Below are 24,632 nucleotides of genomic sequence, written 5' to 3'. Positions count from 1 at the left end.
TAGACAGTTTGGGCAGGTCAGAGCGCAGAAGTCCAGCAATTCCGCCATCCGGAATCTGGGCACGTACCCGGCAGTAGCCATCTGGCGCTGGCACGAAAACGGCCGCCCTGCCCGGAGGCGAGGCGGCCGTCGTCGTCGTCAGAGACTTAGGTGTTCTGGACGCGGTCCTTGGCGTCCGTGGCGCTGTCCTTGACGTCGGAGACGGCCGCCTGGCCTTCTCCCTTGACGTGCTCGGCAGCGTCGGTGGTCGTGGCTTTGACGTTTTCCATGGCTTCCTGGGCGGGTTCCTTGAGGCCCTGGGCGACGTCCTTTGCGGCCTCGGTCAGTTGCGCGGTGACCGGTTCCGCGGCTGTCTTCAGGGCATCGGCAGCCTCCCGCTCCTTCTGGCTCGGCGGGATCAGCGACGACACGAGAAGCCCGGCGCCGAAGGCGATCAGCCCCGCCGCAAGGGGATTGCCCTGCGTTTTCACGGCTGCCTTGTGCGGCGCATCGCCGATGGCTGAGCCCGCGTCGCCAATGGTCGATCCGGCAGAACTAGTGGCCGAGTGGACGCCGCCTGAAGCGTGGTCCGCTGCTCCCATGACTTTCTCCTTCACTCCGAATACGGCGTCTTTGACCTTGTCGGTCTGCCTGTGGACGATGTTGGACGGTGTTACTTTGTCAGCAACCGCGTCCACGTTAGTGCCGAGGCGCGCGCGGGTGGCTTCAATGTCGGCGCGGATGGCGTCCGGGTTTTCACTCATCGGTGGTCTCCATTGGGTTTCAGGGTGGGCGGGATTTCCTGGACGGTCTCAACGGTCTGGGGCATGCCCTTGATCGCTTTGAGTTCCTTGCGGCCCATCGATGCCAGTACCGCCGCGATGATGCCCCAGAGCACTGCGACGACGACGGCGGACCAGCCAAGGCCCATCAGTTCGCCCAGTGCGTACCAGAGTGCGACGGACAGGAACAGGAGGACGAAGTGCCCGGCCACGCCGGCGCCGGCAAGCATGCCGCCGCCCTTGCCGGCCTTGGTTGCGGACTGCTTCGCTTCGGCCTTGGCGAGTTCCACTTCCTGGCGCATCAGGGTCGATATGTCCCGGGAAACCTCCCCGAGGAGATCGCCCAAGGAGGTGGAGTCCGCCTTGGCGTGTGCGGGTGTGGACGGAATTTCGCTGCTCACAGGTGGCGTCCTTCACCCTCGGCATTGGGGTCATCTGCATCGCGCAGCGGAACGCCGGGCGCGGTGGTACCCCGTGGCTCACCGTAAGCGGGTTCGCCGTAAGCGGGTTCGCCGGGTGCGGGCTCGCCGAAGGCCGGTTCCGCGCTGGCGGGTTCGGCGTAGGCGGGCTGACCATACCCCGGGGCGCCCGGTGCGGGCTCACCGTAGGGCGGCTCGCCGTAGGCCGGTTCCGCGCTGGCGGGTTCTCCATAGGCGGTGGCGGTGTAGGCAGGCTCGCTGAGTTCAGCATGGTCGTAGAACGGTTCTCCGGCGCCCGCGTCTCCGGCGCCCGCGCCGACGATGCCTTCGGCCACCGGAGGCTGGACCGGCTGAGGGGGCACAGTCGTGCCCGTCGCGGAACTGGCGTCCGGGGCTCCGGCCTGCAGGCTCCTGCCCAGCCGGCCTGCCAGGACGCCTGCCCCGGCCGCGATGAGCAGGAATGCGCCGGGGCGCTGGCGTGCAAAGGACTTGACCTCGTCCAGCAGTGATCCCGGGTCCCGGTTGTCCAGCCAGGAAGCGACCGCCTGTGAGCGCTCCGCAGCCTGGCGAACCAGGTCCGAGGCGACACCGGGCTGGTCCGAGGCGCTGGCCATGCTGTGCAGTTCGCCGGAGATGTTCCGGAGTCCGGCGGCGACCTTCTGCTGTTGCGTTCCTGCCTGGCTGGTGAGGTCAGATTTCGCCTGGTGCAGAAGGTCCCGGGCGTTCGTCTTCACTTCGGAGGCAACGTTCGCTGCCTCCGCCTTTGCCGTCCCCGCCACGTTCTGGGCGGCCCCTGCTGCTTGGTCGGCCACGTTCGCGGCTTCTTCTTTGGCCGTGTCGGTCTTCGAGGCTGACGCTGGGCTCCCGGAGAGGCCCGAGCCATATGCTGTTGAGTTCTGTGTAGCCGGGGGAACGGTGAGGCTACCGTCCTGCGGCCATTGGTTCTCTGTCATCTTCGCTCTCTTTCCGAAAAGGTCAGCTGCTGTTTCAGGAACCAGCATTGCTGGCATGCAATAGTAAGCATGATTACTATTAAATAGTAAGTACCCTTTGCAATCTCGGGAATAACCGAAGGAAGCTTGCCCCCGGGATGGTAAGCATGCTTATGGTGGAGTGGATCGATACCGACGGCGTTGACGGTACTTGCCGCCGGCATCGCAGAACTCCGGCGCTCAGGCAGTTCACGGGCGGTGACGCGTCCTGGCCAGCCACCTTGGTGCTTTCCAGCGTCGAGGGCCGGGCTCCCGACCGACTCAGACTTGAGAAAGAAGGATGACACCGATGGTCCCGAATGCTGACGCTGAGCCGTGGGGCCCTCATCAGTTGCTGTCCATGGCAGCCCGACTCATCCAGCGCCGCCAAGATCAGGCGCTTGCAGACCTGGGGCTCACACACGCGGCCGTCATTGCCCTTCAGGGGCTCACCGCGGGTCCGCTCAATCAGGAGAATCTGGCCGCCGAGATCAAAGTCCGCAGCCAGTCGCTCGGCAGGGTGCTCGCGCGGCTTGAAGGCGAGGGTCTGGTGACGCGCACGTCGAGTTCCCGCGACAGGCGCAGCAATGATGTGGCCATCACGGACGCAGGGCTTGGCGCCTTGGCGGCTGCCCGCGAGGTGGAGAAGGATGCCCTGCCGCCGAACTTGGCCGAGGGGGCTGTCTTGAGTCGCGAACTGGCGCGGGTGATCAGCTACTTTCCCGGTCCGCACCGGGCTCGTGCGACGGGCAGGGAGGAAGCGGCGACCGAGGCGCCAAGCGGAGCGGACCGCCCCACGGCCACGGAGAACCCTGGCGCTACGACGCCTCCGGGCGCAGCGCAACAGTCCGCCGACCGGGCGCCGGACGTAACGGATTTCACTGAGGACTCATAGACCCTGAGGCTTCAAAAGGCGCTGGGGCCTTGCGCGATGCCCGGGCTTCAAACGCCGTGGCCCTAAACAGGGCCTTTCCCTAAGTGCGGGCTGAGAGCCCAGGGCGCCCGGACGGCGGGTGGCCGCCGGGTGGCCGGTACGTCTAGGGTGACGGATTTCAACGTCGTCCCCGCGCCGCCGCCTGGCAGCGCGGGCACAAACGTCGTCCGTGATTCTGCTGAGTGATCCCTTCCAGGACTTCTTCGGTTGACCGAGGCGACCTAAGACCTGGCAGCCAGGCTGCGCCGGCCCATCGGGTCCGGCCCGTTGCCGATGATTCCTGACATGGGATCGGGCCAGTTTCCGATGCCCGACCGGGCCTGGGCTGAGTGGCCGCGAACGGCTCCGGATGATTGCAGGGCAGGACGCGGGGCAGCGGGAAGTTGGGTGTGTGTAGACATGACATTTTCTCCTGACTGAACTTTTGAGCCGTACGCCGATGGCGCAGGTGGTCATTTCTGCCGTGATGAGGGCAGAGTTGACCTGTTCAGTCGGGAGAAGACCCCGGATCGAAGGCGGGGCTGGCAGGGACGGATTGGCTGGCGTCATGGGTCCGTGCGCCGGAACGGAGGTTCATGCCGCTCCAAGATCCGGCGACGTCGGCCGCCTGGACGCCGGAACCTTGTGCCGCTGAGGACGACGATCCGGACGGGCCCTCTGCAAGGGATGCGACCGGTTCCAGGGGCAGCGTGGCGCGGGGCAGGCCAAGGGGTGCCGACCGGATTGCTCCGGCTGCCTCAGGCCGGTGGGGAGTTGTCATCTGAAGCTGCGCCAGCGACGGGCCGGCCACATCGAATGTCGGCACTGCTGTGGCGCGAGCGGGTGTAGTGGCTTTCGATTCGTTGCCTGCGCCGAGGGACGGTGCGGCTTGCGCCTTATCCGCTGCGGCAGCTTCAGGGGCATCGACCCGCGGGGATGTCACTACCGGCGGCACGCCCGGCAGCGATTCCACCGGCGGTACGGAGGGAACAGCGCCCTCTACGACGCCAATGACCTCGTTCGCTTCCGCCAACACCGGGGCCGCCGGCTTGGTCACCGTTGATGCGACGGCGGCCGCCTCGCCGACTACCGTGTTGGCGGTGCCCGTCGCACTGCCGACGACGGTGTTGGCGGCGCCCGTCGCACTGCCCACTGTGGTGTTGGCGGCGCCCGTCGCACTGCCCACTGTGGTGTTGGCGGCGCCCACCACAGCGCTGGCCGTTCCGGTCACGGAGTCTGCGGTGCTCGCCACGGCGGAAATTGTGGTGGCGACGGGAGCCTTGAGGTTCGGGATCGCCGGGTCGGCAGGCGCAGCCCGCAACGGTTTTGCGGCAGGCGACGCAATGAGATCTGAAGCGGAACTGGCAGCAATCCCGGCCGGGCCCGCATCCAAAGTCGAGGCCTCCGCAGCGGCGGACCCCCATATCAGCCATGCCAAGGCAAGGATGGCGGGGGCCAAGAACGAGCGCACGGCAACAGAGCAAACGAGACGCACGCTGCTGCCGCCCATCCGATACACCCCCCAGAGGCAATGGGAAACCAGAATATGCCCGGCCAGCGGTTCCGTCTAGACAAAAAATATCCCAGCGCCAATTTGGCCGCTGATTTGTGGGCCGCTGACAGCGATCCGCCGGTTCCTCCGCCGTAAAATTAAAGCAAGAGGTGTTGGAGGAATGTCCGGTTCGATCGCCGTCGTCCTGCTGGTTCTGGCAGTGATTGCCGTTGTGGCCATTGCCGCCACGGTGAGGGAAGTCCTGCGCGCGGGACGCGGCCACATGCCCGCCGAGCCGTCGCAGCGCCCCTGGACGGCGGGCAATCTGCCGAGCCAGCCGTACTCCCTGATCCGCTTCTAGAACCCTGTTGAGGTGCCGCCTCCGCAGGTGGGGGTCTGAGGAGGTGGCGGTCATGGGTGCCGGCAGGCGCCAGCGAATCGGGGGAGATGCCGGCGGTGAAGCCGCAGCGCCTGGTTTTGCGGGACTGCTAGACGATATGAAGTGTGGCGGGCCGGTCCCTGATGTAGGACTGGAACCTCGGGTTCAAAGAGGTTCGTGGGTTGCCGGGCCACGGTCTGTTCCGCCACCAAGAGGCGGGGGTGTGGACTGGTAGAGCCACATTTGAACGTCGGGAGGTTCCAGCCATGAATAAGCGTACCTACGTGGGTTTGGATGTCCATGCGCGCAGTGTGAAGGGCTGCGCGATCGATCGTGAGACCGGCGAGATCCTGCGTCAGAGCCTCGCCGCGAACGATGCCGGGATCGCCGAGTGGATTTCTGGATTGCCGGGTCCGGTCCGCGTTGTCTATGAGGCAGGCCCAACGGGATTCGGCCTGGCCCGGTTGCTGGCAGCCGCAGGGGTCGAATGCCTGGTCGCGGCGCCGTCCAAGCTCCAGCGGCCGTCCGGGGACCGGGTGAAGACCGATGCCCGCGATGCAGAGCATCTGGCCCGGTTGGCGCTGCTCGGGCAAATTACCCCGGTGCGGGTCCCGGGTCCGGCTCAGGAGGCGGCCCGTGATCTGGTACGTGCCCGCGAGGACGTCCGTTCGGATCTGATGCGGGCAAGGCACCGGATCTCGAAGCTCCTGCTGCGCCACGGTCTGGTCTACTCCGGCGGCCATGCCTGGACCGACGCCCACCACACCTGGCTGCACCGGCAGCGTTTCGACGATCCTGCCCTGGAGGCTGCGTACGAGGCCGGCCTGGAAATGGCAGAGCTGACGCTGGACCGCCGCAACCGTTTGGATGCGAAGATCACGGCGATGGCGGCGACCGAGCCGTATGCCCCGGTCGTGCGGGCGCTGATGTGTCTGCGCGGCATCTCGGTGCTCACCGCCTTCGGCCTGGCGGTGGAGATCGGCGACTGGACCCGCTTCACCGGCTCCACGATCGGCGCGTATCTGGGTCTTGTCCCCTCCGAACATACCTCCGGTGCGTCCCGGTCCCAGGGAGCCATCACCAAAACCGGAAACACCCACGCCCGACGCCTGCTGGTCGAGGCCGCGTGGCACCACCGGCGCCCCTACAACAATGCCAGCCGCGACATGCGTTCCCGCTGGGATGCAGCCGACGAGGCCTCCCGGGTCCGCGGACACCAGGGGAACCACCGGTTGCACCACAAGTGGGAGCAGTTCGAAGCCCGGCACAAACGCCGGGTCATCGCCAATGTCGCCGTCGCCCGCGAATTGGCCGGCTGGTGCTGGTCCCTCGCCGCCGCGGTCCAACAGGAGCAGCCGTGGACGGATGAATAGACGTGTGCCGTTCCCGGCCCTGTCCTGATGGCTTGGCAGCGTGGAGGAGACCCGCGAAACACCTATGGACAACCGGGTAGTTCCGGTGACGCCCGACATTGCTAGACCAGCGGCACCCCTCCAGCCGAACACCTCGTCCTGCGGTAACCAACCCGCGCATATCAGTCTGACAGCGCCCGTCGATCACGACGCGCCAGCCAGCCCCGGACGGGCCCAAGGAACGGAACACAAAAGGAGCGGTCCAAGACACCCAGTCTCGGACCGCTCACCCTTGCCCCCTTGACAAGAAATACCTACATATCAGGTGTTCACCACGGCACGCATGGGGCTGACGGTGTCGAGGACCAGGTCGTCGCCCACCACGCGGCCCTTGCCGTGCACCACGTTGAACACGCCTGCGGCAGCCCGGCATCCTGAAGTGCGTATTTGGCGGTTTTGGGTGTGGGATGTCCCCCGACACAGAGCTGGTGCAGCTGCCCACGAATCTGCGCGGGTCACCTGCACCAACCGGTAGTACGAATATTCAGATTAGATATCTACTCATTCGCGGCTCCTAGTTCCCGGCGTTCGCGTTCCGGGTTTATTTCCTGTCCTCGGCCAGATGCCGCGAGAACATCCAGCCGGCGGCAATCATCAGTACACCCACCACCAACAGGGTCCAGCTATCCGTCATGTTCAGCGACAGGAAATTGGCCGCCGAATCCACTCCGACACTGAGCCCGTAGATGCTGAGGATGATGTACAGCGCCCCGGCGCCCATGAGGAACCTGCGCGCACCCATTTCACTGCGGGACATCGCCCAGCCGGTTCCGCCGATAACCAACTGCACAACGTTGAGCAGGATGGATACCTGGAACAGGCCAAACAACATGGCGTGCGAATCAGGCCCAAGGAACATCAGTTCGCCATACCGGGCGGTGATGCCTGGGACAAATGCCAGTACACCAGCCACCAACGCGACAATACCAACACCCATGCCAGCGTTCTGGACGTCTGCCCGACCAAAGTGAACGCCGTGTGCATGTGGGGATGCGGTAGTCATTTTCTGCCTCCAACCACTGATTGCGGACATGCTAATTTTACGTCCGTACCCTCGAAAAAGCGCTGGGCATGGCCTCTATGACGGGCCCTCCCGACTCCCTCGCCACGCCGTCTTCTCAAGGGATTGAGCCTGTCGAAAACGGCCGGGCGGGGCCGCCCATGGCACGATGGAACACGATGAAACTGCGCGCTGATCAGACCGGAGACCGTGGCCTCCCCATGCCCCTATGGCTGCAGGGCGGACTGGAGTCGGCCCAGGCGGCAATCATTTCCGCCCTGGCGGTCATTGCGCCCATCGCGGCGGTGTGGGCAACGTCCGGTTTCCGCGACACGCACCTCGACGTTTTGGCCCGCCTGGCGGGCCAGGCATGGCTGGTCATCCACGGCGTGCCGCTGTACGTGACCACCGTTGCCGAGGGTGCCGCGGCCCGGCCGGCAACCGGCACGCTCTCGCTCATCCCGCTCGGCCTGACGCTCATCCCGTTCCTGTTGGCCTGGCGTGCCGGCCGGCGCCTCGCCCGGGCTTCTTACACGGACCAGTTGTGGCAGGCGCTGCTGGGTTCCTGGCTCGTCTACTCGGCTTTTGGCATCGCCACCGGCTTCGTCTGCCGGACTGACGAGGTGGAGGTGTTCCTTTGGTGGGCCGCCCTGCTGCCCCTGGTCCCCTTTGCCCTGGGCATGGTGATCGGCGCACGGCGCGAGGCCGGATCATGGAGCCGGCTGATCGGCGTCGACGCCGTGGATTGGATTGCCCGCACCAGCCAGCACTCCCGCTGGGCCGGGTCCTACCTGGCCTCCGCCGCGAAAGCGGGTTTCGTGGCCGTCATGGCGGCGGTGGCGATGTCCTCGGCGCTTTTGGCGGCGGACCTCTTCATCCACTGGAACCTCGTGGTGGCGGTCTATGAAGGGCTCGACGCCGGAGCCATGGGAGGCGCGGTGCTCACCATTGCCCAGCTCGGCTTCATCCCCAACCTCGCCGTGTTCGCGCTCGCCTGGGTGTCCGGCTCGGGCTTTGCGCTCGGCGCCGGATCGCAGGTGGGTCCGCTCGGCACGGCCGTCGGCCCGCTGCCGTCCGTCCCGGTGTTTGCGGCCATTCCGGCCGGCCCGCTGGACTTCGGCTTCGTGGCCCTCGTGGTGCCTGTGCTCGCCGGTGTCCTGGCCGGCTGGTGGTTCCTGCGCGAAGGCGAAAACCACTTCGACGAATGGCTGTCCATCAAGGTCCGCACGCGCTGGTTCACCGCTGCCGCCTCCACGGTGGTCCTCGGCGGCATCATCGGCGTGGCCGCCGGGGTGCTGGCCGGTGTCCTGGCCTGGATCGCGCGGGGATCGGCCGGAATCGGCCGCCTCACGGACATCGGCCCGGACCCGCTGTGGACGGCGGTCTGGCTGGCCGCGGAAGTGGGCATCGGCGTCGTCGTCGGATACGCGGCGGGACCCTGGCTGGAACGCCGGCAGCAGCTGCGGGAAGAAGCGGACCTCGGGGCTGCACCAGGCAAGTAGCCCCGCGGCCGGGTTGAAGTGACCCGCGGCAGAAGAGGGCTTACGGCCGGAACTGGCCCGGCAGCGAGTCTTCCAGCTGGACCCGGCAATCGGTGCTGGCCTTGCTGGTCAGGGCATGCCGGGCGCACTGCTGGTAGTCACGAACCTGGTTGTAGAACAGGGCCGAGGTGAGCACGATGAGGACCATCACGGCGGACACCACCAGGCCGGAGATCGAGCCGAAGAGCACAAGCCGGGATTCCTTGAGCTTGATGGCGCGGATGAGCAAGATGATTCCCAGCACAATACCGGCGGCTGTCAGGATGGCCGTGAGCCACAGGTAGGCGATGTCCAGCTGGAAGACGAAGAACGAGCCCAGCACGGCCACGATGAACATGCGGAACAGTGTGTGCGTCTTCAGCAGCGACGATTTCGCGGCCTCGCTGAGCGGATGCCTGGTCCGCTGGGACCCGTTCGGGCCCGGGGTGGGGTTCATGTTTTCCAGCCTACGCGAGCAGCCGCCTAAGCTGGACCAATGCGCATAGTAGTCCTCGTTTCCGGAACCGGCTCCAACCTCCAGGCCGTCATCGACGCCGTGCAAGCCCGGGAACTGGACGTGGAGATCGCCGCGGTGGGCGCGGACCGGCCGGGGACCTTCGGCGTGGACCGCTCCGCCGCCGCCGGAATCCCCACGTTCGTGGTGGACTTCAAGGCGTATGCGGACCGCGCGGAGTGGAACGCGGCGCTGACCGAAGCGGTCGCGGCGTACCAGCCGGACGTCGTGGTGTCCTCCGGCTTCATGCGGATCGTGAGCCCGGAATTCATTGACGCGTTCGACGGCAAATACCTCAACACCCACCCCGCCCTCCTGCCCTCTTTCCCCGGGGCCCACGGTGTCCGCGATGCCATGGCCTACGGCGTGAAAGTCACCGGCTGCACCGTGCACTGGGCGGACGCCGGAGTGGACACCGGGCCCATCATCGCCCAGGAGGCGGTGGCCATCAAGGACGGCGACACAGAGGAAACACTGCACGAACGGATCAAGGTGGTGGAGCGCCGGCTGCTGGTGTCCACACTCGGGTCCCTCGCCGCCGAGTACCGCCGCGCGGCATCGACTCTCAAAAGCGAGTAACCCGGCCCGCTAAACGGGTATGACCGGCGAAAAGACGGGTAGCTGGAAGCACCCCACCACGCTGGTTGAGCGCAGAATCCGCGCCATACGCTGACACCGTCTAATTCAGCGTATGCCGATCCTGGAGGTCTCCCGTGTCCCAATTCAGCTTAGCCAAAACCAGTCCGAAGGTGTTGTGCCTTTCCGTTGCCCTTGTTCTCGGAACAGGGGCAGCGACGGCCGTCTACGCGGCGTCCACCACGCCTGCAGCAGGCGAGATCAGCGCCTGTTTCAATAACAACAACGGCGGCCAGTTGCGTGTGCTTCCCGCCGGCGCGTCCTGTGACACCAAGAAGGAGACGCCGATCTCCTGGAATATCCAGGGCATTCAGGGCGTCCAAGGCGGCCAGGGTAACCAAGGAATTCAGGGACTCGTCGGCCAAACGGGTGCACAGGGGGACAAGGGCGACACCGGTGAGACCGGTGCGCAGGGCATCCAGGGTGAGAAGGGCGACACCGGTGAGACCGGTGCGCAGGGTATCCAGGGTGAGAAGGGCGATACCGGTGAGACCGGGGCGACCGGCGAGACCGGTGCGCAGGGCATCCAAGGGGAGAAGGGCGATACCGGTGAGACCGGGGCGACCGGCGAGACCGGAGCGCAGGGCATCCAGGGCGATACCGGCGCCACCGGCGCCCAAGGCATCCAAGGCATCCAGGGCGAAAAGGGTGACACCGGAGCGACCGGTGCGACGGGCGCCGTCGGGCCCGTCGGTGCCACAGGCGCTACCGGAGCCACGGGCGCTACCGGAGCTGCCGCCTCCACGAGCGTTTCCGTGGTGACGGTCAGCGGCTCGGGCTTCACAGTCTCAGCCCTGTGCCCCGTCGGCAAGGTCGCCATCGGCGGCGGTTTCAGCGCCCTGCTGACGACCTCCAGCAACCAGGTGACGGCAAGCAAACCGGTCACGGTCGGGACGCAGACCGGTTGGTCGGTGTCTCAGAGTAAGGACAACTTGTCCATCACCGTCCATGTCACCTGCATCCAGTAACCCGTTGCGCTATCACTTGTGGTGGTTCCCAAGGCTCAGAAGCACTGCAAGTGATAGCTCATCAGGCCAGGCCTTACTCGAGGCGGCGCTGACGGGTCTCGGGGGAGAAGAACATCATCCACAGCACGGCCAGCACCACCAGGCCGCCGGCCAGCGCAAAGGACGTTGCCAGCCCCAGCTCCGGCCAGAAGTAATTCGCGAAGACCAGCGGGCCAAAGCCTGCCCCCAGCCGCGAGAACGTGGACGCCCAGCCGAAGCCCGATCCCCTGAGCTCGGTGGGGTAGAGCTCGGAGACGTACGTGTAAAGGACGGGGATGGCCACCTGCACCACGAACCCGAACACCAGCAGCCAGAACACGGCCGCCGCCGGAATGTCCACCACGAACGCCACGATCACCAGCGTCAGGGCGGACAGCGGTCCGGTGACGGCCAGCAGCCACTTGCGGCCCACGCGTTCCACCAGCAGCGCTGCCGCCACGACGCCAAGAAGCCCGACGGCGGCCATTCCCGCCGTCGTCAGGAACGCCTTGTACTCGGCGAACCCGGCGCCGATCAGGATCCGGGGCATCCACGTCAGTGACAGGTAGTAGACCAGCAGGATGCTCAGGAACAGCGCCCAGGACGCCGCCGTGATTTTCCAGTTGAACTGCCAGACGCCGCGCAGCTGCTGCCATGCGCTGCCCGGTGAAAGGCGCGGGACGGCCTGCGGGTCGGGCAGGCTGTAGGCACGCGGTTCGGCTCCGGTGGCCAGGACCAGCTCGTCGATCACCTTGGCTGCTTCCTCGCGGCGGCCCTTGCGGATCAGGAACAGCGGGGATTCGGGCACGCTGCGGCGCACCCAGAACACGAGCAGGGCCGGCAGCACCATCACCAGCATGGTGAGGCGCCAGTCCGCGAAGGCCGCCACCAGCCCGGCGGACACGAAACCGCACAGCGCGGCTCCCACCGGCCACCAGCCGTCCATCGCCGTGAGGACCCTGCCGCGCTGCTTCCGGGGAGTGAATTCACCCACCAGCGCGTAGTCCACCGGAATGCAGCCGCCCAGGCCGAATCCGGCCATGAACCGGAACACGCAGAACCAGGTGAAATCGGGGGAAAAGGCGCCGAGCACCGTGAATAGCGAGAAGATCAGCAGCGTGGCGGTGAAGGCCTTCTTCCGGCCGATGGTGTCCGCGATGGTGCCCCAGATGAAGGCGCCGAGGGCCATGCCGATCAGGTTGGCGGTGCCGATCCAGCCGGCTTCGCCCGGCGTGAGCTGCCAGTGGGTCGAGAGCAGGGGGATCAGGATGCCATTGAGCGTCACGTCCCACGCATCGAACATGAACCCCAGGCCGCCGATCACGAAGATCCTGCCCTGGACCTTCCAACGCCACGGCAATTCCTGGACCACCTGTTCGCCGCTGGGCACAGTGGTGTAAATGTTCATTTCGGCCTCCTGTTAAAACCTTACGTTGCGGCGCGGCCGGGGTGCGCCGCCTTCACACTCCGGCCGGCAGGAAGACCACGTCCGGCAACGCGATAAACTGGCCACATCCCCACCAACCGCGGCACCCACCGTGTCAAAAGACGGAGACCTTTGTGAGCTTTACGCAGCTAGACCGTGTTCCCATCCGCCGAGCCCTGATCTCGGTCTACGACAAGACCGGTCTGGAGGAGCTCGCCAAGGGCCTGCACGAAGCAGGCGTCAAAATCGTCTCCACCGGCTCCACCGCCAAGAAGATCGCCGCCGCCGGCATCCCGGTGCAGGAAGTCGAGGAAGTCACCGGTTCGCCGGAGATGCTGGACGGCCGCGTCAAGACGCTCCACCCGCGCGTCCACGGCGGCATCCTGGCCGACCGCCGCGTCCCGGCCCACATGGAAACCCTGGCCAGCATGGAGATCGAGGCATTCGACCTCGTCGTCGTCAACCTCTACCCGTTCGTGGAGACCGTGAAGTCCGGCGCCGCGCAGGACGACGTCGTGGAGCAGATCGACATCGGAGGGCCCGCCATGGTGCGCTCCGCGGCGAAGAACCACGCCGCCGTCACCATCGTGGTGGACCCCACGTTCTACGGCAACGTTGTCCGCGCCGCCGCTGAAGGCGGCTTCGACCTGAAGACGCGCCAGCGCCTTGCCGCCAAGGCATTCGCCCACACCGCCACCTACGACACCGCCGTGGCCACCTGGACCGCGAGCCAGTTCCTCGACGAGGACGGCGACGGCGTCATCGACTGGCCTGCCTATGCCGGCCTCGCACTGGAACGCTCCGAGGTGCTCCGCTACGGCGAAAACCCGCACCAGCAGGCCGCGCTCTACGTAGACAAGGCCGCTCCGGCAGGCATCGCCCAGGCAGACCAGATCCACGGCAAAGCGATGAGCTACAACAACTTCGTTGACGCCGATGCAGCCCTCCGCGCCGCGTTCGACTTCGCCGAGCCCGCCGTGGCCATCATCAAGCACGCCAACCCGTGCGGCGTGGCCGTCGGTTCCGCCGACGCCGCGGACCCCATCGCGGACGCCCACGCCAAAGCGCACGCCTGCGACCCCGTTTCGGCTTTCGGCGGCGTCATCGCAGCCAACCGCGTCGTAACCGCCGGCATGGCGCGCACCGTGGCCGGCATCTTCACCGAAGTGGTCATCGCGCCCGGTTTCGAGCCGGAAGCCGTGGAGATCCTCTCCAAGAAGAAGAACATCCGCCTCCTGTCCCTCCCGGAGGGCTACGGCCGCTACCCGGCCGAAATCCGCCAGGTCTCGGGCGGCGTGCTCGTGCAGATCTCAGACAAGGTTGACGCCGACGGTGACAACCCCGCCAACTGGACCCTCGCCGCCGGCGAAGCCGCTGACGCCGCCACGCTGGCCGACCTCGCGTTCGCCTGGACCGCCTGCCGTGCCGCCAAGTCCAACGCCATCCTGCTGGCCGATCACCGTGCCGCAGTCGGCATCGGCATGGGCCAGGTCAACCGGCTCGACTCCTGCAAGCTGGCCGTGGAACGCGCCAACACGTTGGGCGTGAAGGTCGAGTCCGACGTCGAAGGTGCCGGCGGTGCCTCCAACACCGACGCCAGCGGCGCCCCGCAGCGTGCCCGCGGCGCCGTGGCTGCGTCCGATGCGTTCTTCCCGTTCGCTGACGGACTGCAGATCCTGATCGACGCCGGCGTCCGCGCCGTGGTCCAGCCCGGCGGTTCCGTCCGGGACGACGAAGTCGTCGCCGCCGCCAACGCTGCCGGGATCACCATGTACTTCACCGGAGCCCGCCACTTCTTCCACTAGGCCGAGGCGCCGGTTGGGCTTGTCTAAACTGGTGAAACGCCCGACGGCGGTCGCCCCTCAAGGGGGCGGCCGCCGTCGGGCGGTTAACGTTGGTTCAGTTGTCCTCACGCTGTGTGTCAGGTTCGCCTGCCGCCTCCGGGAGGCTGATCTCCCGGGGCTTTGCCAGGGTCATCCGCTCCGGCGTCCAGTACGCCAGGACTTCCTCCGGCGTCTGGCTGACCTGGGCGAAGCTCACAGCTTCGCCACTTTCATCGCGGGGCAGTTCAGCCGGCCCGGAGCCGTCAGGCGGACGAGGCATTCTGGTAAACCTTCTCTATGGTCTTTCCCCAGTACGGTCCGAACATCGTGGTGGACTGCGTGCCGTAGCCGTAGCTGTTGATGGAGTTCTGGAAGCCGTTGGAGTCGCGGTCGGCGTCCGTGCCGCCCTGGACGAACCACGGCCCGCCTGAGGAACCGCCGGTCATGTCACACGGGATGCCCTGGGTCTTGAACTGGGGGTTGATGGAGTCCGTGCCGGCCTTGCCCGTGCAACTGACCAGAGTCTGGCCGGTGAAGGGGACCGCTGCCGGGTAGCCGAACGACATATAGGTCATCTCGCGCGCCTGGTTGAACTGGACGCCGGATGCGCCCACCACGTCTGACAGGCTCTCACCGTTGACCTTGGAGACGATAGCGAATCCCGTGTCGTACTGAATGTTCCCCAGCTTGCTCCACTGTGACGGCGCGTAGAGTTTCCTGGCCGGCCACTTTCCGTAGGGCGCCGTACCGTTGACGTACCCCGGCACGAAGACGAAGTTGGTGGCGAAGGCGCCGGGGCCCTCGTTGACACAGTGGCCGGCAGTGGAGACGGTGCTCTTGTTGTCGGCAATCACCGAATTGCCCGAGCAGACGTAATTGGCGCCGGCCATGGTGAAGAAGACCTTGCCGATGTGGGCGATGGGGGCAACGTTGGCGTGCAGCGCCTGCAGCGTGACCTGCGCTGTGGTGCCCGCGATCTCGGTACTGGTGCCTGTTTCCGCGACGTCGGCAGTGGCGGACGGGCCTTGGTTGATCTGACGGGCCACTGCCTTGTCAGCCAGCACATCGCCGGGAACAGCTGCCCGCATACGCTCGGGCGTCCAGTATTGGTCCGTGGGTGAATTGGAAACTACGGTGCTGGTGACCTGCAGCGGGTCGGAATCCTGCGACTTTGCAGGAGCAGCGGTTGCGCCGCCGGCTACGGACAGCGCCAGCATCAAACCAGTTGAAAGGCTCGCCAGGCTGGTCGCCAGAGTCTTTTTACTCGTCATTGCGGTCCTACCTATCGGGGTGGAGGGCGGGCGATGGTGGTGCCAGCCGAGTGACGGATTGACCTACCCGGGTATGACAAGCGCTGTAGTTGGAAACGTCAAGTGTGTATTCCAGGTAGGGGTTGTGTAGATATTTCCCCGCCGCGAGGGGTTCACTGGTACGTTCAGCCGCCGGAGCGGTTTTCCTTCATGAGCTAAAGATAGGGCTCAGCCGGGTTTCGGACAATGGATCGATGCCGCGGATGGCCCGGAGGGTGGTCACGGAATCGGGTCCGGGTGACCCGGTAGGGTTCAAAACGGTCTCCTCGGGTAAGTTAAAGGTTGGTGAAATAGCCGGATTTCCATATACAAGCCGACCTTCAGGGAGACGCCCGAGCATGGCCAAAATTATCTATACCCACACCGACGAAGCGCCGATGCTGGCCACATATTCGTTCCTGCCGATCGTCGAGGCGTTCGCCTCCACCGCAGGTGTGCAGGTGGAAACCCGCGACATTTCCCTGGCCGGCCGCATCATCGCCGTCTTCGGCGACTACCTCACTGACGAGCAGCGGATCAGCGACGCCCTGGCTGAACTCGGCGAACTGGCGAAGAAGCCGGAATCCAACATCATCAAGCTGCCGAACATCAGCGCCTCCGTGCCGCAGCTGAAGGCGGCCATCGCAGAGCTTCAGGCCCAGGGATACAAGCTGCCGGACTACCCGGACAACCCGTCGTCGGACGAAGAAACCGTCATCCGCTCCCGCTACGACAAGATCAAGGGCTCCGCCGTGAACCCGGTCCTGCGCGAGGGCAACTCGGACCGGCGCGCGCCGCTGTCCGTGAAGAACTACGCCCGCCAGAACCCGCACTCCATGGGTGCCTGGTCGTCGGATTCGAAGACCAACGTTGCGCACATGGACGCTAATGACTTCCGTTCCAACGAAAAGTCCGTGGTCATCCCCGCTGACGGCACCATCGAAATCCAGCTGGTCCGCGAAGACGGCACCGTCAAGGTCCTGAAGAAGGCCTTCCCGGTCCTCGCCGGCGAAGTGATCGACGGCACCGTGATGCGCGCTGCTGCGCTGGACGAGTTCCTCGCCGCCCAGGTTGCCCGGGCGAAGGACGAGGGCGTGCTCTTCTCTGCTCACCTGAAGGCCACCATGATGAAGGTCTCTGACCCCATCATCTTCGGCCACGTGGTCAAGGCGTACTTCTCCGAACTGTTCGACACCTACGGCAAGCAGCTGGCCGCTGCCGGCATCAGCCCCAACAACGGCCTCGCCGCCATTCTGAGCGGCCTGGACGACCTTCCCGAGGACGTGCGCGAGGGCGTCAAGGCCGCGATCAAGAAGGGCCTGGAAGATGGCCCCGCCCTTGCCATGGTCGATTCGGACAAGGGCATCACCAGCCTGAACGTACCCAGCGACATCATCGTGGATGCCTCCATGCCGGCCATGATCCGCACCTCCGGCCACATGTGGGGCCCGGACGGCAAGGAAGCCGACACCCTGGCGGTTCTTCCGGACAGCTCGTACGCCGGCATCTACCAGGTGGTCATCGATGATTGCCGCGCCAACGGCGCCTTCGATCCCACCACCATGGGCACCGTGCCGAACGTCGGCCTCATGGCCCAGGCCGCGGAGGAGTACGGCAGCCACGACAAGACCTTCGAAATCCAGGCGCCCGGCAAGGTTCAGATCGTGGACGGCTCCGGTGCTGTCCTGATCGAACACGAAGTGGCGCCCGGCGACATCTGGCGTGCCTGCCAGACCAAGGACCTGCCGATCCGCGACTGGGTCAAGCTGGCAGTCACCCGCGCCCGCGCCTCGAAGACGCCCGCTGTGTTCTGGCTGGACGAGGACCGCGCGCACGACGCCCAGCTGATCGAAAAGGTCCGCGAGTACCTCAAGGAACACGACACCGAGGGCCTGCAGATCGAAATCATGTCCCCGGATAAGGCCACGGCATTCACGCTGGAGCGCATCCGCAAGGGCGAGGACACCATCTCCGTCACCGGCAACGTGCTCCGCGACTACCTGACGGACCTGTTCCCGATCCTGGAACTCGGCACGAGCGCCAAGATGCTGTCCATCGTTCCGCTGATCAACGGCGGCGGGCTCTTCGAGACCGGCGCCGGCGGATCCGCCCCCAAGCACGTCCAGCAGCTGCTGCAGGAAAACCACCTCCGCTGGGACAGCTTGGGTGAATTCCTGGCGCTCGCCGTCAGTTTCGAGCACCTTGCCAACACCACGGACAACGCCCGGGCCCAGGTCCTGGCCGACACCCTGGACCGCGCCACCGGCACGTTCCTGCTGGAGGACAAGTCCCCGAAGCGCAAGGTGGGCGAGCTCGACAACCGCGGCAGCCACTACTACCTGGCGCTCTACTGGGCCCAGGAGCTGGCCAAGCAGACGGAGGACGCCGAGCTGGCGTCGTCGTTCGCCGAGGTGGCCGCGGCACTGGCGTCCAACGAGGAGGCCATTGTTGCCGAGCTGCTGGAGGTCCAGGGCTCTCCCGTGGACATCGGGGGCTACTACCGGCCCGACGCCGCAAAGGCCTCAGCCATCATGCGGCCGTCGGCAACGCTCAACAAGGTTGTTTCCAGCCTGGGCTGATCTCCGGCAGCTTGCCTGGGTTTGAAGACGAAGCGCCCCGCCACTCGTTCGAGTGGCGGGGCGCTTCGGTCTATTGCCGTCCGTCCGCCCGGCTGGTTGGCCGGCCCGGATGCGGTGGTTAGCGGTCGGGCGTCTCGTCGCGGCGCGTGTCGGCATGCCGGGTTTCTGTCCGCGGGTCACCTGTCTCCGTGTCCCCGTAGGGTGCGTCGACGGCGAGATCCGGGTCGGCGTCGACCGGCCGTTCAGTGGCGGCTGCGTCGTAGGCGTCGCCTGATTCGTAGGTTCGGCCTGGGACGGCGTCCATGCCGGAGCCGGACGCGTAACCCGTGCCGTCGTCGGCAGATCCGTTGCCGATGCCCGCTCCTGCGGCGCCGGCTCCCGCGGTGCCCGCTCCTGCGGTGCCCGCTCCCGTAGCGCCCGCTCCCGCTCCCGTCGGGCTTTCCACTTCGCCTTCGTTGACGCTTTCACGCCAGGCGCCGGTTTCAGAGCCACGGCTCTCAATGAATTCCTTGAACTTCTTCAGATCCGAAGCAACCTGGCGGGAGTCGAGGCCAACGGCGGCGCCGATTTTCTCCATCGCTGATTCCGGCTCCCACGTGAGCTCGACATTCACCTTGGTTTCGTCAGGGCCCAGGGACTCGAACCAAACGGTACCGGCGTTACGGGGTTCGTTCAGGCTTTCCCACGTCACGCGCTGATCGGGTTCCTGAACAGTGATCTGGGCATCATATTCGCGCTTGACGCCGCCGATGCTGGTCTCGAAATGGACCGTCGTGTCGTCGAGTTGGCGGACGGCGTCGACGCCGCTCATGAAACGTGGGAAGTCCTCGAACTGGGTCCATTGGTTGTAGGCCTGGCCTACCGGGACGTTGACGTCGATGGATTCCTGAACAGTTGCCATGCGTAGTTCACTCCTTCAGCGTGCAGGCGGTTAGCCCGTAGTTCTGATTGCTGGGTGTTCGGGTGGAACATCTCCAACGTATCGGGAACGGATCGGCAATTGAAGAGAAGAAGTAAGTTTGCTGACTAAAAAGTGTGATGGGTTTGGATTGAATGCCCGCATACCCCTGAAACTAGTCCTTGCCCTTGCCGGAACCCTTGCCATTGCCGGAGCCGGTACCGGAATTGCCCTGCTCGGACTTCCCGGGTGCCGGCGCGACAACCTGCGGTGTCGCCGGGGCAGGAGCTGGTGTTGCCGCCTTCGAGGCGGCTGCCTTCTTGGCCGCAGCCGCGGCCGTGAGGTCTGCACGCACGGCGTTGATGGCCACGGTGATGCTCTGGTGCCGCCGGAAGGACACCTGGCCGGCGACAGCAGCGGCGTCGAGCTCTGACCCCAGTCCTGTCTCTTATACACATCTAGATGTGTATAAGAGACATTGGCGGGGTCGCTGCCGGCGGCAGCGCTGGTGACGGCGAGGACGCGTTGCTGAAGCTGGGCCGCGGTCTTGCCCTCCAGTTCCGGGGCGGGCCCGGCGCACCCGGCGAGCCCCGCGGCGAGGAGGCCGGCCGCCAGAGCGGCCGACGCGCGGATCCCGGCGCACGACGCCGCCGTGGTCCGGCGAGCAGGATCACGGCTCCACGCTCTTCTGCAGCTCCGAGAGGTGGTCGCCCAAGGTTCCGGTCACGGTGGGGTACGTGACGACGTCGGGCGTTGTAGGTGACGTTAAGGCGACCGTCACCGCGGCTACGCCGCCGAGCAGCGCCGCAGCAACAAGGGCCGAAGCAATCCGGATGCGACGGCTGCGCCACTGCACGCCGGCGGGGCGCGAGCGGCCGTGCAAGCTTGCCGTCGCAGGTTCCTCGACCGGCTGTTGCGCCGTGTCATAGCCCACCGGAAGAAAGGACGACGGCCGCCGCGACGGCAGCGCCGGGAGGACCTTGGTATGTTCCTCGGCCAGTACTGCCGGGGTTGATTCAGGTGAAACCAAGGCTTGACGGAGGGCAATCTCCAGATCGGCGGCCGTCGGCCTGACCGCCGGATCGATGGCCGTCATGGAGGCCAGGAGCTGCGCCCACTCCGCCGGTACGTCCCCGGGGATTTCCGGCGCGCGGTGCAGGCGGGCCACTGCCGATTCCACAGCGCCGCCGGGGTATTCGACCGCACCCTTGATGCATTCCAGGAGCACGAGGCCCAGCGAGTAGATGTCCGTGGCCGGTGAGAGCGGCGAGCCCATGGCCTGTTCGGGGCTGAGGTACGCTGCGGTGCCCACCATGGTGCCGGTTGCGGTAAGCCGGGTGGCGTCGATGATGCGGGCGATTCCGAAGTCGGTCAGCTTGGGCCGCAGGGGTTCCCCGGGCCGGACCTGAACGAGGAGGATGTTGGCCGGTTTGATGTCGCGATGGATGATCCCCAGCCCGTGGACGTAGGCGAGGGCGTCGGCGATTCCGGCGCCGATCACTGCGAGTTCGTCGAGGAGGACCCGGCTGTGCCGCAGGCGGCCCCGCAGGTCCTGCCCCTCCACGAGTTCCATGGTGAGGAACGGCCGTGGCTGGTCCGGGATGCGCGTGTCAATGCCGGCGTCGAACAGCGTCACCAGGCTCGGATGGTTCAGCGTGGCCAGCAGCTCGATCTCGGCTTCCTGCCGCTTGAGCTCATCGGCGTCCGCTGCCTGGGGCGCGAACAGCTTCAGGGCCACATCCCTGCCGAGGTTCTCGTCCCGGGCCGTGTAGACCGAGGACATGCCGCCGCGGCCAATGACGTCTCCGAGCCTGTACCGCCCACCCAGTACTTCAGCTGCCACCCCGCGGGGCGAATCTTCCAACACTTTGCCGTCCTTATCCGCAGTGGCTCCGGTTAAGGGTAATACGCCCATGCAACTGTGGGGGACCGCAGGACGATTCACGGCGGGCATGGCTGCGCCGGCGGCCTGGCTCCGGAACGTCCAAAGACCAATCGGAGCCGGACAGCCGGCCATGGAGCGCGGGGATAGCCCGGACCGGAAGTCCGGGCTATCCCTTCTTGGCTAGGCCATCTTCCTCCGGAGGACCATCAGCATGCCGATGGCGAGGAGGAGAAAAGCGAAAGGCAACAGCTCAGGGTTCGCGCCGGTGTTGGCGAGCGACTGCTTGCCACCCGCCATCTGGGCCGAGGTGGCAGCCGATGCCGAGGCGCCGGTTGTCATCGAACCAGCGGGCTGAATCGTTATTCCCGAGCCTGCCCCGGTGTCTGTTCCGCTGCCGGTGCCGTCTGTGCCCGTGCCGGTGCCGCTTCCGTCGGTGGTACCTGATCCGTCGGTGGTGCCTGATCCGTCGGTGGTGCCTGATCCGTCGGTCGTGCCTGTTCCGTCGGTGGTTCCGTCACCGGGATCCGTGCCGGTTCCATCACCGGGATCGGTAGCGGGAGGGGTGACTACGGACCCTGCGCCGAGGTCGACACCCAGATCGATGCCGAGATTGACGGAAGAATCCGTACCGGTGCCGAGCCCCAGGTCGATTGCGCCTTCAGCAGCCGCACCTGCATCATCCAGAGGACCCGGGTTTCCGAGGTTGACGTCCACGACGGCGGTTGCATCGGTTGCCGGCGTGGTGCCGGTTCCGGTGGTGTTGCCGAGGTTGACGTCGACGAGGGCGTCGGCGGTGGTGCCGGTTCCGGTGGTGTTGCCGAGGTTGACGTCGACGGCGGCGTCGGCGGTGGTGCCGGTACCGGTGGTGTTGCCCAGGTTGACGGCGGCTGCGGCGGCTGCGGCGGTTGCCGGTGCCGTGGTGGTGCCGGTACCGGTCGTGTTGCCGAGGTTGACGTCGAGGACGGCGGTCGCGGCGGTTGCCGGTGCCGTGGTGGTGCCGGTTCCCGCGGCGTTGCCGAGGTTCACGTCGACAAGGGCCGTCGCATCGGTGCCGGTTAGGGAAGTATTCGACGGCGTTGAGCCACCCAGCAGGCCCAACGACGCCGAAGCAGTGAGGTCCGCAGTGGCGGATTCAGGCGCGACGGTGACCGCGCCATTGATGGTTGTGTCCGCGCTTGCTGCGGTTGCTCCTAGGGCCAAGAGCCCGCCCGCAAACAGGGTGCCCAGCAGGCCCCTGCGAAGATTCTGATGCATTGTGATGTCTCCTGAAGAGTTGTTTGTCAGGCGCTCAAGGCAGCCCGATTGGCCGTGTTTCTGCACATGGAAAGGCAGAAAGGCCCAACTAGTCAGGAGAAGAGCCGGGGTCGATGGCCACCGGCGAAGGGACGTGCTGAAGGGGTCCGCTTACCGGAACGATGCCGGTGAGAGGAAGGTAGTCAAAAGGGCTGGACAGCCACGCGGCCGAGGCCGCCGGGCCGCCCGAGGATTGCCCGCTGCCAGAGCCCGAAGGCGAAGCCGGAAGCAGGGCTTCGAGAACTCGTGTGGCGTCTCCTGCTGGCCCGCCGCCTGCAGGGCTGGCGGGGGAGGACGCAGGGCTGTCGCCGGAGCTTGAAGAACCCGAACTCTGAGAATGAGTCGACAGCGTCCCGCGGGCACCAGTGGCGGCCAAAACGGATGGTAACGGCGGGGTTGCCGTGCCAAGAGCCGGGCCGTCAGGCCTGGCCGCGGGAGGGCTCCCGGGGGCGGACGCTGCCCGATCCGCTACAGGCACGACGTTATTGACAACCTCCACCACGCCGGCAATCGGCGTGACCACCGGAGTAATCAGCGGCGGCGCACCTGCCAGGAGGTCTGAAATTGGCTCGACCGGCAGGTCAACGGGAAGCGTGTCCGTCACGGGTTGACCAACGGTGCCTGCGATGTCCGCAGCCGCTGCGTCAGCCAAGGCAACCACCGGGTCGGTCACCACAGCCACGGGGGCCGGAGGGAGGATGGCGGGCGCAGGCAATTCGCTGAGGAGTGTGTCCACCGGCCCGGTAATCTCGGCCACGATTGGCGCCAGCGCGGTTTCAGGCGCAGCCATCACAGGCACTGCGTTCACGGGCTCGATCGCACCGGCGGGCGCCTTGGTGATGGGCGACGGCACAGGAACCTGTGCCGGATTCGGTGCGGCGGCGGAATGATTGGGAACGTGCGCTCCGCCGGCCGCGTTCCCCACGGCGTCGCCCACCGCCTTGCCCGCGCCGTTGCCGACGGAAGAAACCGTCGACGCAATGCCGCCAAGAAGGGAAGGTTCATCGTGCGGATTGTGGGCGTCCGCGGCCGGTGCGGAAAACGCCAGCCACGCCAAGGCCGCGGCTCCGGCGAGGAGGACCGGGCGCAGGGGGCGGAACGCAGCCCAAGGCAAACGTGCATCGGCCATGCTCAACACCCCCCAGTCACCGAATAATTCGACGATCGTCTACAGCCTAAGCCTGCCGCAAAGTGAGAGTCCAGACCCGGGGAATTAAATCTTCCGATTCGATAAAGCGCCGTCGAGGTCAGCGAAGGACGTCAGTGGGCATCATTCGGGTAACTGACGCCAAGCTGCGCGCGGACGCCGTCGAACAGCCGCATGGTGTTCAAGGAGTCTTCCAGCGGCATGACCGGGCTCTCTGTCAGGCCCTGCTGGACGCACCTCGTGACCTCACGAAGTTCGTAGGTGTAGCCCTGGCCGGCAACCTCGAAGTGCTCGGTCCGGGGGGGCTCACGGCCAATTCCGACCACGAGCTGTTTGGGATTGTTGATGGAACCGAGCGCCTGGAGGTAGCCGAGGCTGCCGGCAACCGTGGCAGCACGCGGGCCGTACGCCAGCAGCGACGACGTGAGTTGCGCCTGGGCGCCGTCGTGGTAGCCGAGGGTCAGCGCATTCTGGGCGTCGACGCCGTCGTCGTTGAGCGTGCCCATGGCACTGACCGCCTGCGGGAATCCCAGCGTGCCCAGTGCCCACAGCAGCGGGTAGACAGTCAGGTCGAGGAGTGCCCCGCCGCCGTCCTTGACGGCCCAGAGCCTGGCTGTGGGGGAGTACGGTGCGGGGAACCCCAGATCGGCGGTGACCCACTGCACGGTCCCCAGTTCGCCCGATCCGGCGATCTCGAAGGCCCGCTGCATGCTGGGGAGGAAGCGGCTCCATACGGCTTCCATCAGGAAAAGGTTCTTCTCGCGGGCCACGGCTACCAGTTCGGCCGCCTCCCGGGCATTGATGGTAAAGGCCTTCTCGCAGAGGACGTGCTTTCCGGCGCTGAGGGCCGCCAGCACCATCTGGTGGTGCTGGGCGTGGGGCGTGGCCACGTAGACGACGTCCACGGAATCGTCCGCGAGCAGCCGTTCGTAACCTTCCTGCCCGCCGTCGTCCCCGTACGCCGTGGTGAAGCCGAACTCCTCGGCGAACGCGTCGGCCGTGTGCTGCCCGCGGGAGCTGACGGCGTAAAGATCAGCGTCCTCAAGCAGGGCCAGGTCCCGGGCTACCAGCGACGCGATGCGCCCCGTGGCGATGAAGCCCCACCGCAGTGGGGCTCCGGTGGCGGCGCGGGGATCCTGATTCTGCTGGCTGAACAGCCACGGCTTGGCAATAGGAGAGGTCATCTCGCCATCCTCTCACCCGTCTGTTCGTGTACCGGGAAATTACGGCGGGAGGCGCAGGAGGGTTGGAACCTCCCACACCTCCCGCAGCGCGCACCTCCCGGGGCG

24 protein-coding genes and 1 pseudogene are annotated in these 24,632 nt (G+C 66.2%); 9 read left to right on the top strand and 16 right to left on the bottom strand.

Features of this window, described 5'->3' with window-relative positions; all coding sequences use genetic code 11:
- Positions 1–146: 146 nt before the first annotated feature.
- The 3 genes from B1A87_RS12790 to B1A87_RS23910 are packed head-to-tail and all read right to left on the bottom strand — an operon-like array spanning position 147 to position 2,133.
- Positions 147–743 carry a DUF3618 domain-containing protein gene (locus B1A87_RS12790; protein WP_144275809.1) on the bottom strand — a complete coding sequence of 199 codons (597 nt, stop codon included), beginning with the start codon at positions 741–743 and terminating at the stop codon, positions 147–149.
- A complete protein-coding gene (locus B1A87_RS12785) occupies positions 740–1,162 on the bottom strand; it encodes a phage holin family protein (RefSeq protein WP_078028478.1) in 423 nt (140 codons plus the stop codon). The genes B1A87_RS12790 and B1A87_RS12785 overlap by 4 nt, the downstream gene beginning before the upstream one ends.
- Positions 1,159–2,133, bottom strand: coding sequence for a hypothetical protein (locus tag B1A87_RS23910; RefSeq protein ID WP_260680820.1), 975 nt, complete (start codon positions 2,131–2,133; stop codon positions 1,159–1,161). The genes B1A87_RS12785 and B1A87_RS23910 overlap by 4 nt, the downstream gene beginning before the upstream one ends.
- A gap of 328 nt (positions 2,134–2,461) precedes the next feature.
- Here B1A87_RS23910 and B1A87_RS12775 point away from each other — a divergent pair, with 328 nt between their 5' ends.
- Positions 2,462–3,046 carry a MarR family winged helix-turn-helix transcriptional regulator gene (locus tag B1A87_RS12775; RefSeq protein WP_078028476.1) on the top strand — a complete coding sequence of 195 codons (585 nt, stop codon included), beginning with the start codon at positions 2,462–2,464 and terminating at the stop codon, positions 3,044–3,046.
- Between the two features lie 526 nt (positions 3,047–3,572).
- Here the strand turns inward: B1A87_RS12775 and B1A87_RS12765 are convergent.
- On the bottom strand, positions 3,573–4,316 hold the full coding sequence (locus B1A87_RS12765; protein ID WP_139362831.1) for a hypothetical protein: 744 nt from the start codon (positions 4,314–4,316) through the stop codon (positions 3,573–3,575).
- Positions 4,317–4,737: 421 nt separating this feature from the next.
- Between B1A87_RS12765 and B1A87_RS12760 the strand changes: the two genes are divergently transcribed.
- The gene (locus B1A87_RS12760) at positions 4,738–4,917 is read left to right on the top strand and encodes a hypothetical protein (RefSeq protein ID WP_078028474.1); all 180 of its coding nucleotides are present in this window, start codon (positions 4,738–4,740) and stop codon (positions 4,915–4,917) included.
- Between the two features lie 284 nt (positions 4,918–5,201).
- The gene (locus B1A87_RS12755; RefSeq protein ID WP_144275667.1) at positions 5,202–6,308 is read left to right on the top strand and encodes an IS110 family transposase; all 1,107 of its coding nucleotides are present in this window, start codon (positions 5,202–5,204) and stop codon (positions 6,306–6,308) included.
- Positions 6,309–6,644: 336 nt separating this feature from the next.
- On the opposite strand, the pseudogene B1A87_RS25030 reads toward B1A87_RS12755, so the two are convergent.
- Both B1A87_RS25030 and B1A87_RS12750 read right to left on the bottom strand, forming a co-directional pair.
- A pseudogene (locus B1A87_RS25030) lies at positions 6,645–6,730 on the bottom strand (aldehyde dehydrogenase family protein); the annotation flags it as partial.
- Positions 6,731–6,888: 158 nt separating this feature from the next.
- On the bottom strand, positions 6,889–7,350 hold the full coding sequence (locus tag B1A87_RS12750) for a DUF4383 domain-containing protein (protein WP_260680819.1): 462 nt from the start codon (positions 7,348–7,350) through the stop codon (positions 6,889–6,891).
- A 176-nt stretch (positions 7,351–7,526) separates the two neighbouring features.
- Between B1A87_RS12750 and B1A87_RS12745 the strand changes: the two genes are divergently transcribed.
- Positions 7,527–8,849, top strand: coding sequence for a DUF6350 family protein (locus B1A87_RS12745; RefSeq protein WP_078030195.1), 1,323 nt, complete (start codon positions 7,527–7,529; stop codon positions 8,847–8,849).
- Between the two features lie 40 nt (positions 8,850–8,889).
- On the opposite strand, the gene B1A87_RS12740 is transcribed toward B1A87_RS12745, so the two are convergent.
- Positions 8,890–9,324, bottom strand: coding sequence for a hypothetical protein (locus B1A87_RS12740; RefSeq protein WP_078030194.1), 435 nt, complete (start codon positions 9,322–9,324; stop codon positions 8,890–8,892).
- Between the two features lie 39 nt (positions 9,325–9,363).
- Here B1A87_RS12740 and purN point away from each other — a divergent pair, with 39 nt between their 5' ends.
- The gene (gene purN / locus B1A87_RS12735) at positions 9,364–9,960 is read left to right on the top strand and encodes a phosphoribosylglycinamide formyltransferase (protein ID WP_078030193.1); all 597 of its coding nucleotides are present in this window, start codon (positions 9,364–9,366) and stop codon (positions 9,958–9,960) included.
- A gap of 170 nt (positions 9,961–10,130) precedes the next feature.
- Positions 10,131–10,985 carry a collagen-like protein gene (locus tag B1A87_RS24665; protein ID WP_221937578.1) on the top strand — a complete coding sequence of 285 codons (855 nt, stop codon included), beginning with the start codon at positions 10,131–10,133 and terminating at the stop codon, positions 10,983–10,985.
- A gap of 73 nt (positions 10,986–11,058) precedes the next feature.
- On the opposite strand, the gene B1A87_RS12725 is transcribed toward B1A87_RS24665, so the two are convergent.
- Positions 11,059–12,411 (bottom strand): MFS transporter, encoded by a 1,353-nt coding sequence (locus tag B1A87_RS12725; protein WP_078030191.1) that lies wholly within the window; start codon positions 12,409–12,411, stop codon positions 11,059–11,061.
- A 152-nt stretch (positions 12,412–12,563) separates the two neighbouring features.
- Between B1A87_RS12725 and purH the strand changes: the two genes are divergently transcribed.
- Positions 12,564–14,234: a bifunctional phosphoribosylaminoimidazolecarboxamide formyltransferase/IMP cyclohydrolase gene (purH, locus tag B1A87_RS12720; protein WP_078030190.1), complete on the top strand. Its 1,671-nt coding sequence runs from the start codon at positions 12,564–12,566 to the stop codon at positions 14,232–14,234.
- 94 nt (positions 14,235–14,328) lie between these two features.
- Here purH and B1A87_RS12715 read toward each other — a convergent pair whose 3' ends face one another.
- Both B1A87_RS12715 and B1A87_RS12710 read right to left on the bottom strand, forming a co-directional pair.
- Positions 14,329–14,469, bottom strand: coding sequence for a hypothetical protein (locus B1A87_RS12715; RefSeq protein ID WP_185982421.1), 141 nt, complete (start codon positions 14,467–14,469; stop codon positions 14,329–14,331).
- 46 nt (positions 14,470–14,515) lie between these two features.
- Complete coding sequence (locus B1A87_RS12710) at positions 14,516–15,469, bottom strand: hypothetical protein (protein WP_313902476.1); 954 nt, start codon at positions 15,467–15,469, stop codon at positions 14,516–14,518.
- Between the two features lie 431 nt (positions 15,470–15,900).
- Here B1A87_RS12710 and B1A87_RS12705 point away from each other — a divergent pair, with 431 nt between their 5' ends.
- Complete coding sequence (locus B1A87_RS12705) at positions 15,901–18,120, top strand: NADP-dependent isocitrate dehydrogenase (protein ID WP_078030188.1); 2,220 nt, start codon at positions 15,901–15,903, stop codon at positions 18,118–18,120.
- A 118-nt stretch (positions 18,121–18,238) separates the two neighbouring features.
- On the opposite strand, the gene B1A87_RS12700 is transcribed toward B1A87_RS12705, so the two are convergent.
- Together B1A87_RS12700 and B1A87_RS12695 are read right to left on the bottom strand one after the other, a co-directional pair.
- Positions 18,239–19,021, bottom strand: coding sequence for an SRPBCC family protein (locus B1A87_RS12700; RefSeq protein ID WP_144275808.1), 783 nt, complete (start codon positions 19,019–19,021; stop codon positions 18,239–18,241).
- 172 nt (positions 19,022–19,193) lie between these two features.
- The gene (locus B1A87_RS12695) at positions 19,194–19,388 is read right to left on the bottom strand and encodes a hypothetical protein (protein WP_144275807.1); all 195 of its coding nucleotides are present in this window, start codon (positions 19,386–19,388) and stop codon (positions 19,194–19,196) included.
- Here B1A87_RS12695 and B1A87_RS23010 point away from each other — a divergent pair.
- Positions 19,381–19,530 (top strand): hypothetical protein, encoded by a 150-nt coding sequence (locus B1A87_RS23010; RefSeq protein ID WP_185982315.1) that lies wholly within the window; start codon positions 19,381–19,383, stop codon positions 19,528–19,530. The genes B1A87_RS12695 and B1A87_RS23010 overlap by 8 nt on opposite strands.
- A 158-nt stretch (positions 19,531–19,688) precedes the next feature.
- Here B1A87_RS23010 and B1A87_RS12690 read toward each other — a convergent pair whose 3' ends face one another.
- The 4 genes from B1A87_RS12690 to B1A87_RS12675 all read right to left on the bottom strand — a co-directional run bounded on the left by B1A87_RS12690 (position 19,689) and on the right by B1A87_RS12675 (position 24,527).
- Positions 19,689–20,885 (bottom strand): serine/threonine-protein kinase, encoded by a 1,197-nt coding sequence (locus B1A87_RS12690; RefSeq protein ID WP_078030185.1) that lies wholly within the window; start codon positions 20,883–20,885, stop codon positions 19,689–19,691.
- A 198-nt stretch (positions 20,886–21,083) separates the two neighbouring features.
- Complete coding sequence (locus B1A87_RS24660; protein WP_078030184.1) at positions 21,084–22,157, bottom strand: hypothetical protein; 1,074 nt, start codon at positions 22,155–22,157, stop codon at positions 21,084–21,086.
- Between the two features lie 88 nt (positions 22,158–22,245).
- A complete protein-coding gene (locus B1A87_RS12680; protein ID WP_139362953.1) occupies positions 22,246–23,325 on the bottom strand; it encodes a hypothetical protein in 1,080 nt (359 codons plus the stop codon).
- A gap of 131 nt (positions 23,326–23,456) precedes the next feature.
- Positions 23,457–24,527, bottom strand: a complete 1,071-nt coding sequence (locus B1A87_RS12675; protein WP_078030182.1) for a Gfo/Idh/MocA family protein — start codon at positions 24,525–24,527, stop codon at positions 23,457–23,459.
- Positions 24,528–24,632 lie beyond the last annotated feature (105 nt).

The sequence above is a fragment of the Arthrobacter sp. KBS0703 genome, from assembly GCF_002008315.2.
GTDB lineage: Bacteria > Actinomycetota > Actinomycetes > Actinomycetales > Micrococcaceae > Arthrobacter.
Note: the sequence above shows the minus strand (reverse complement) of the source record. Positions and strands in the feature narration are given on the sequence as shown.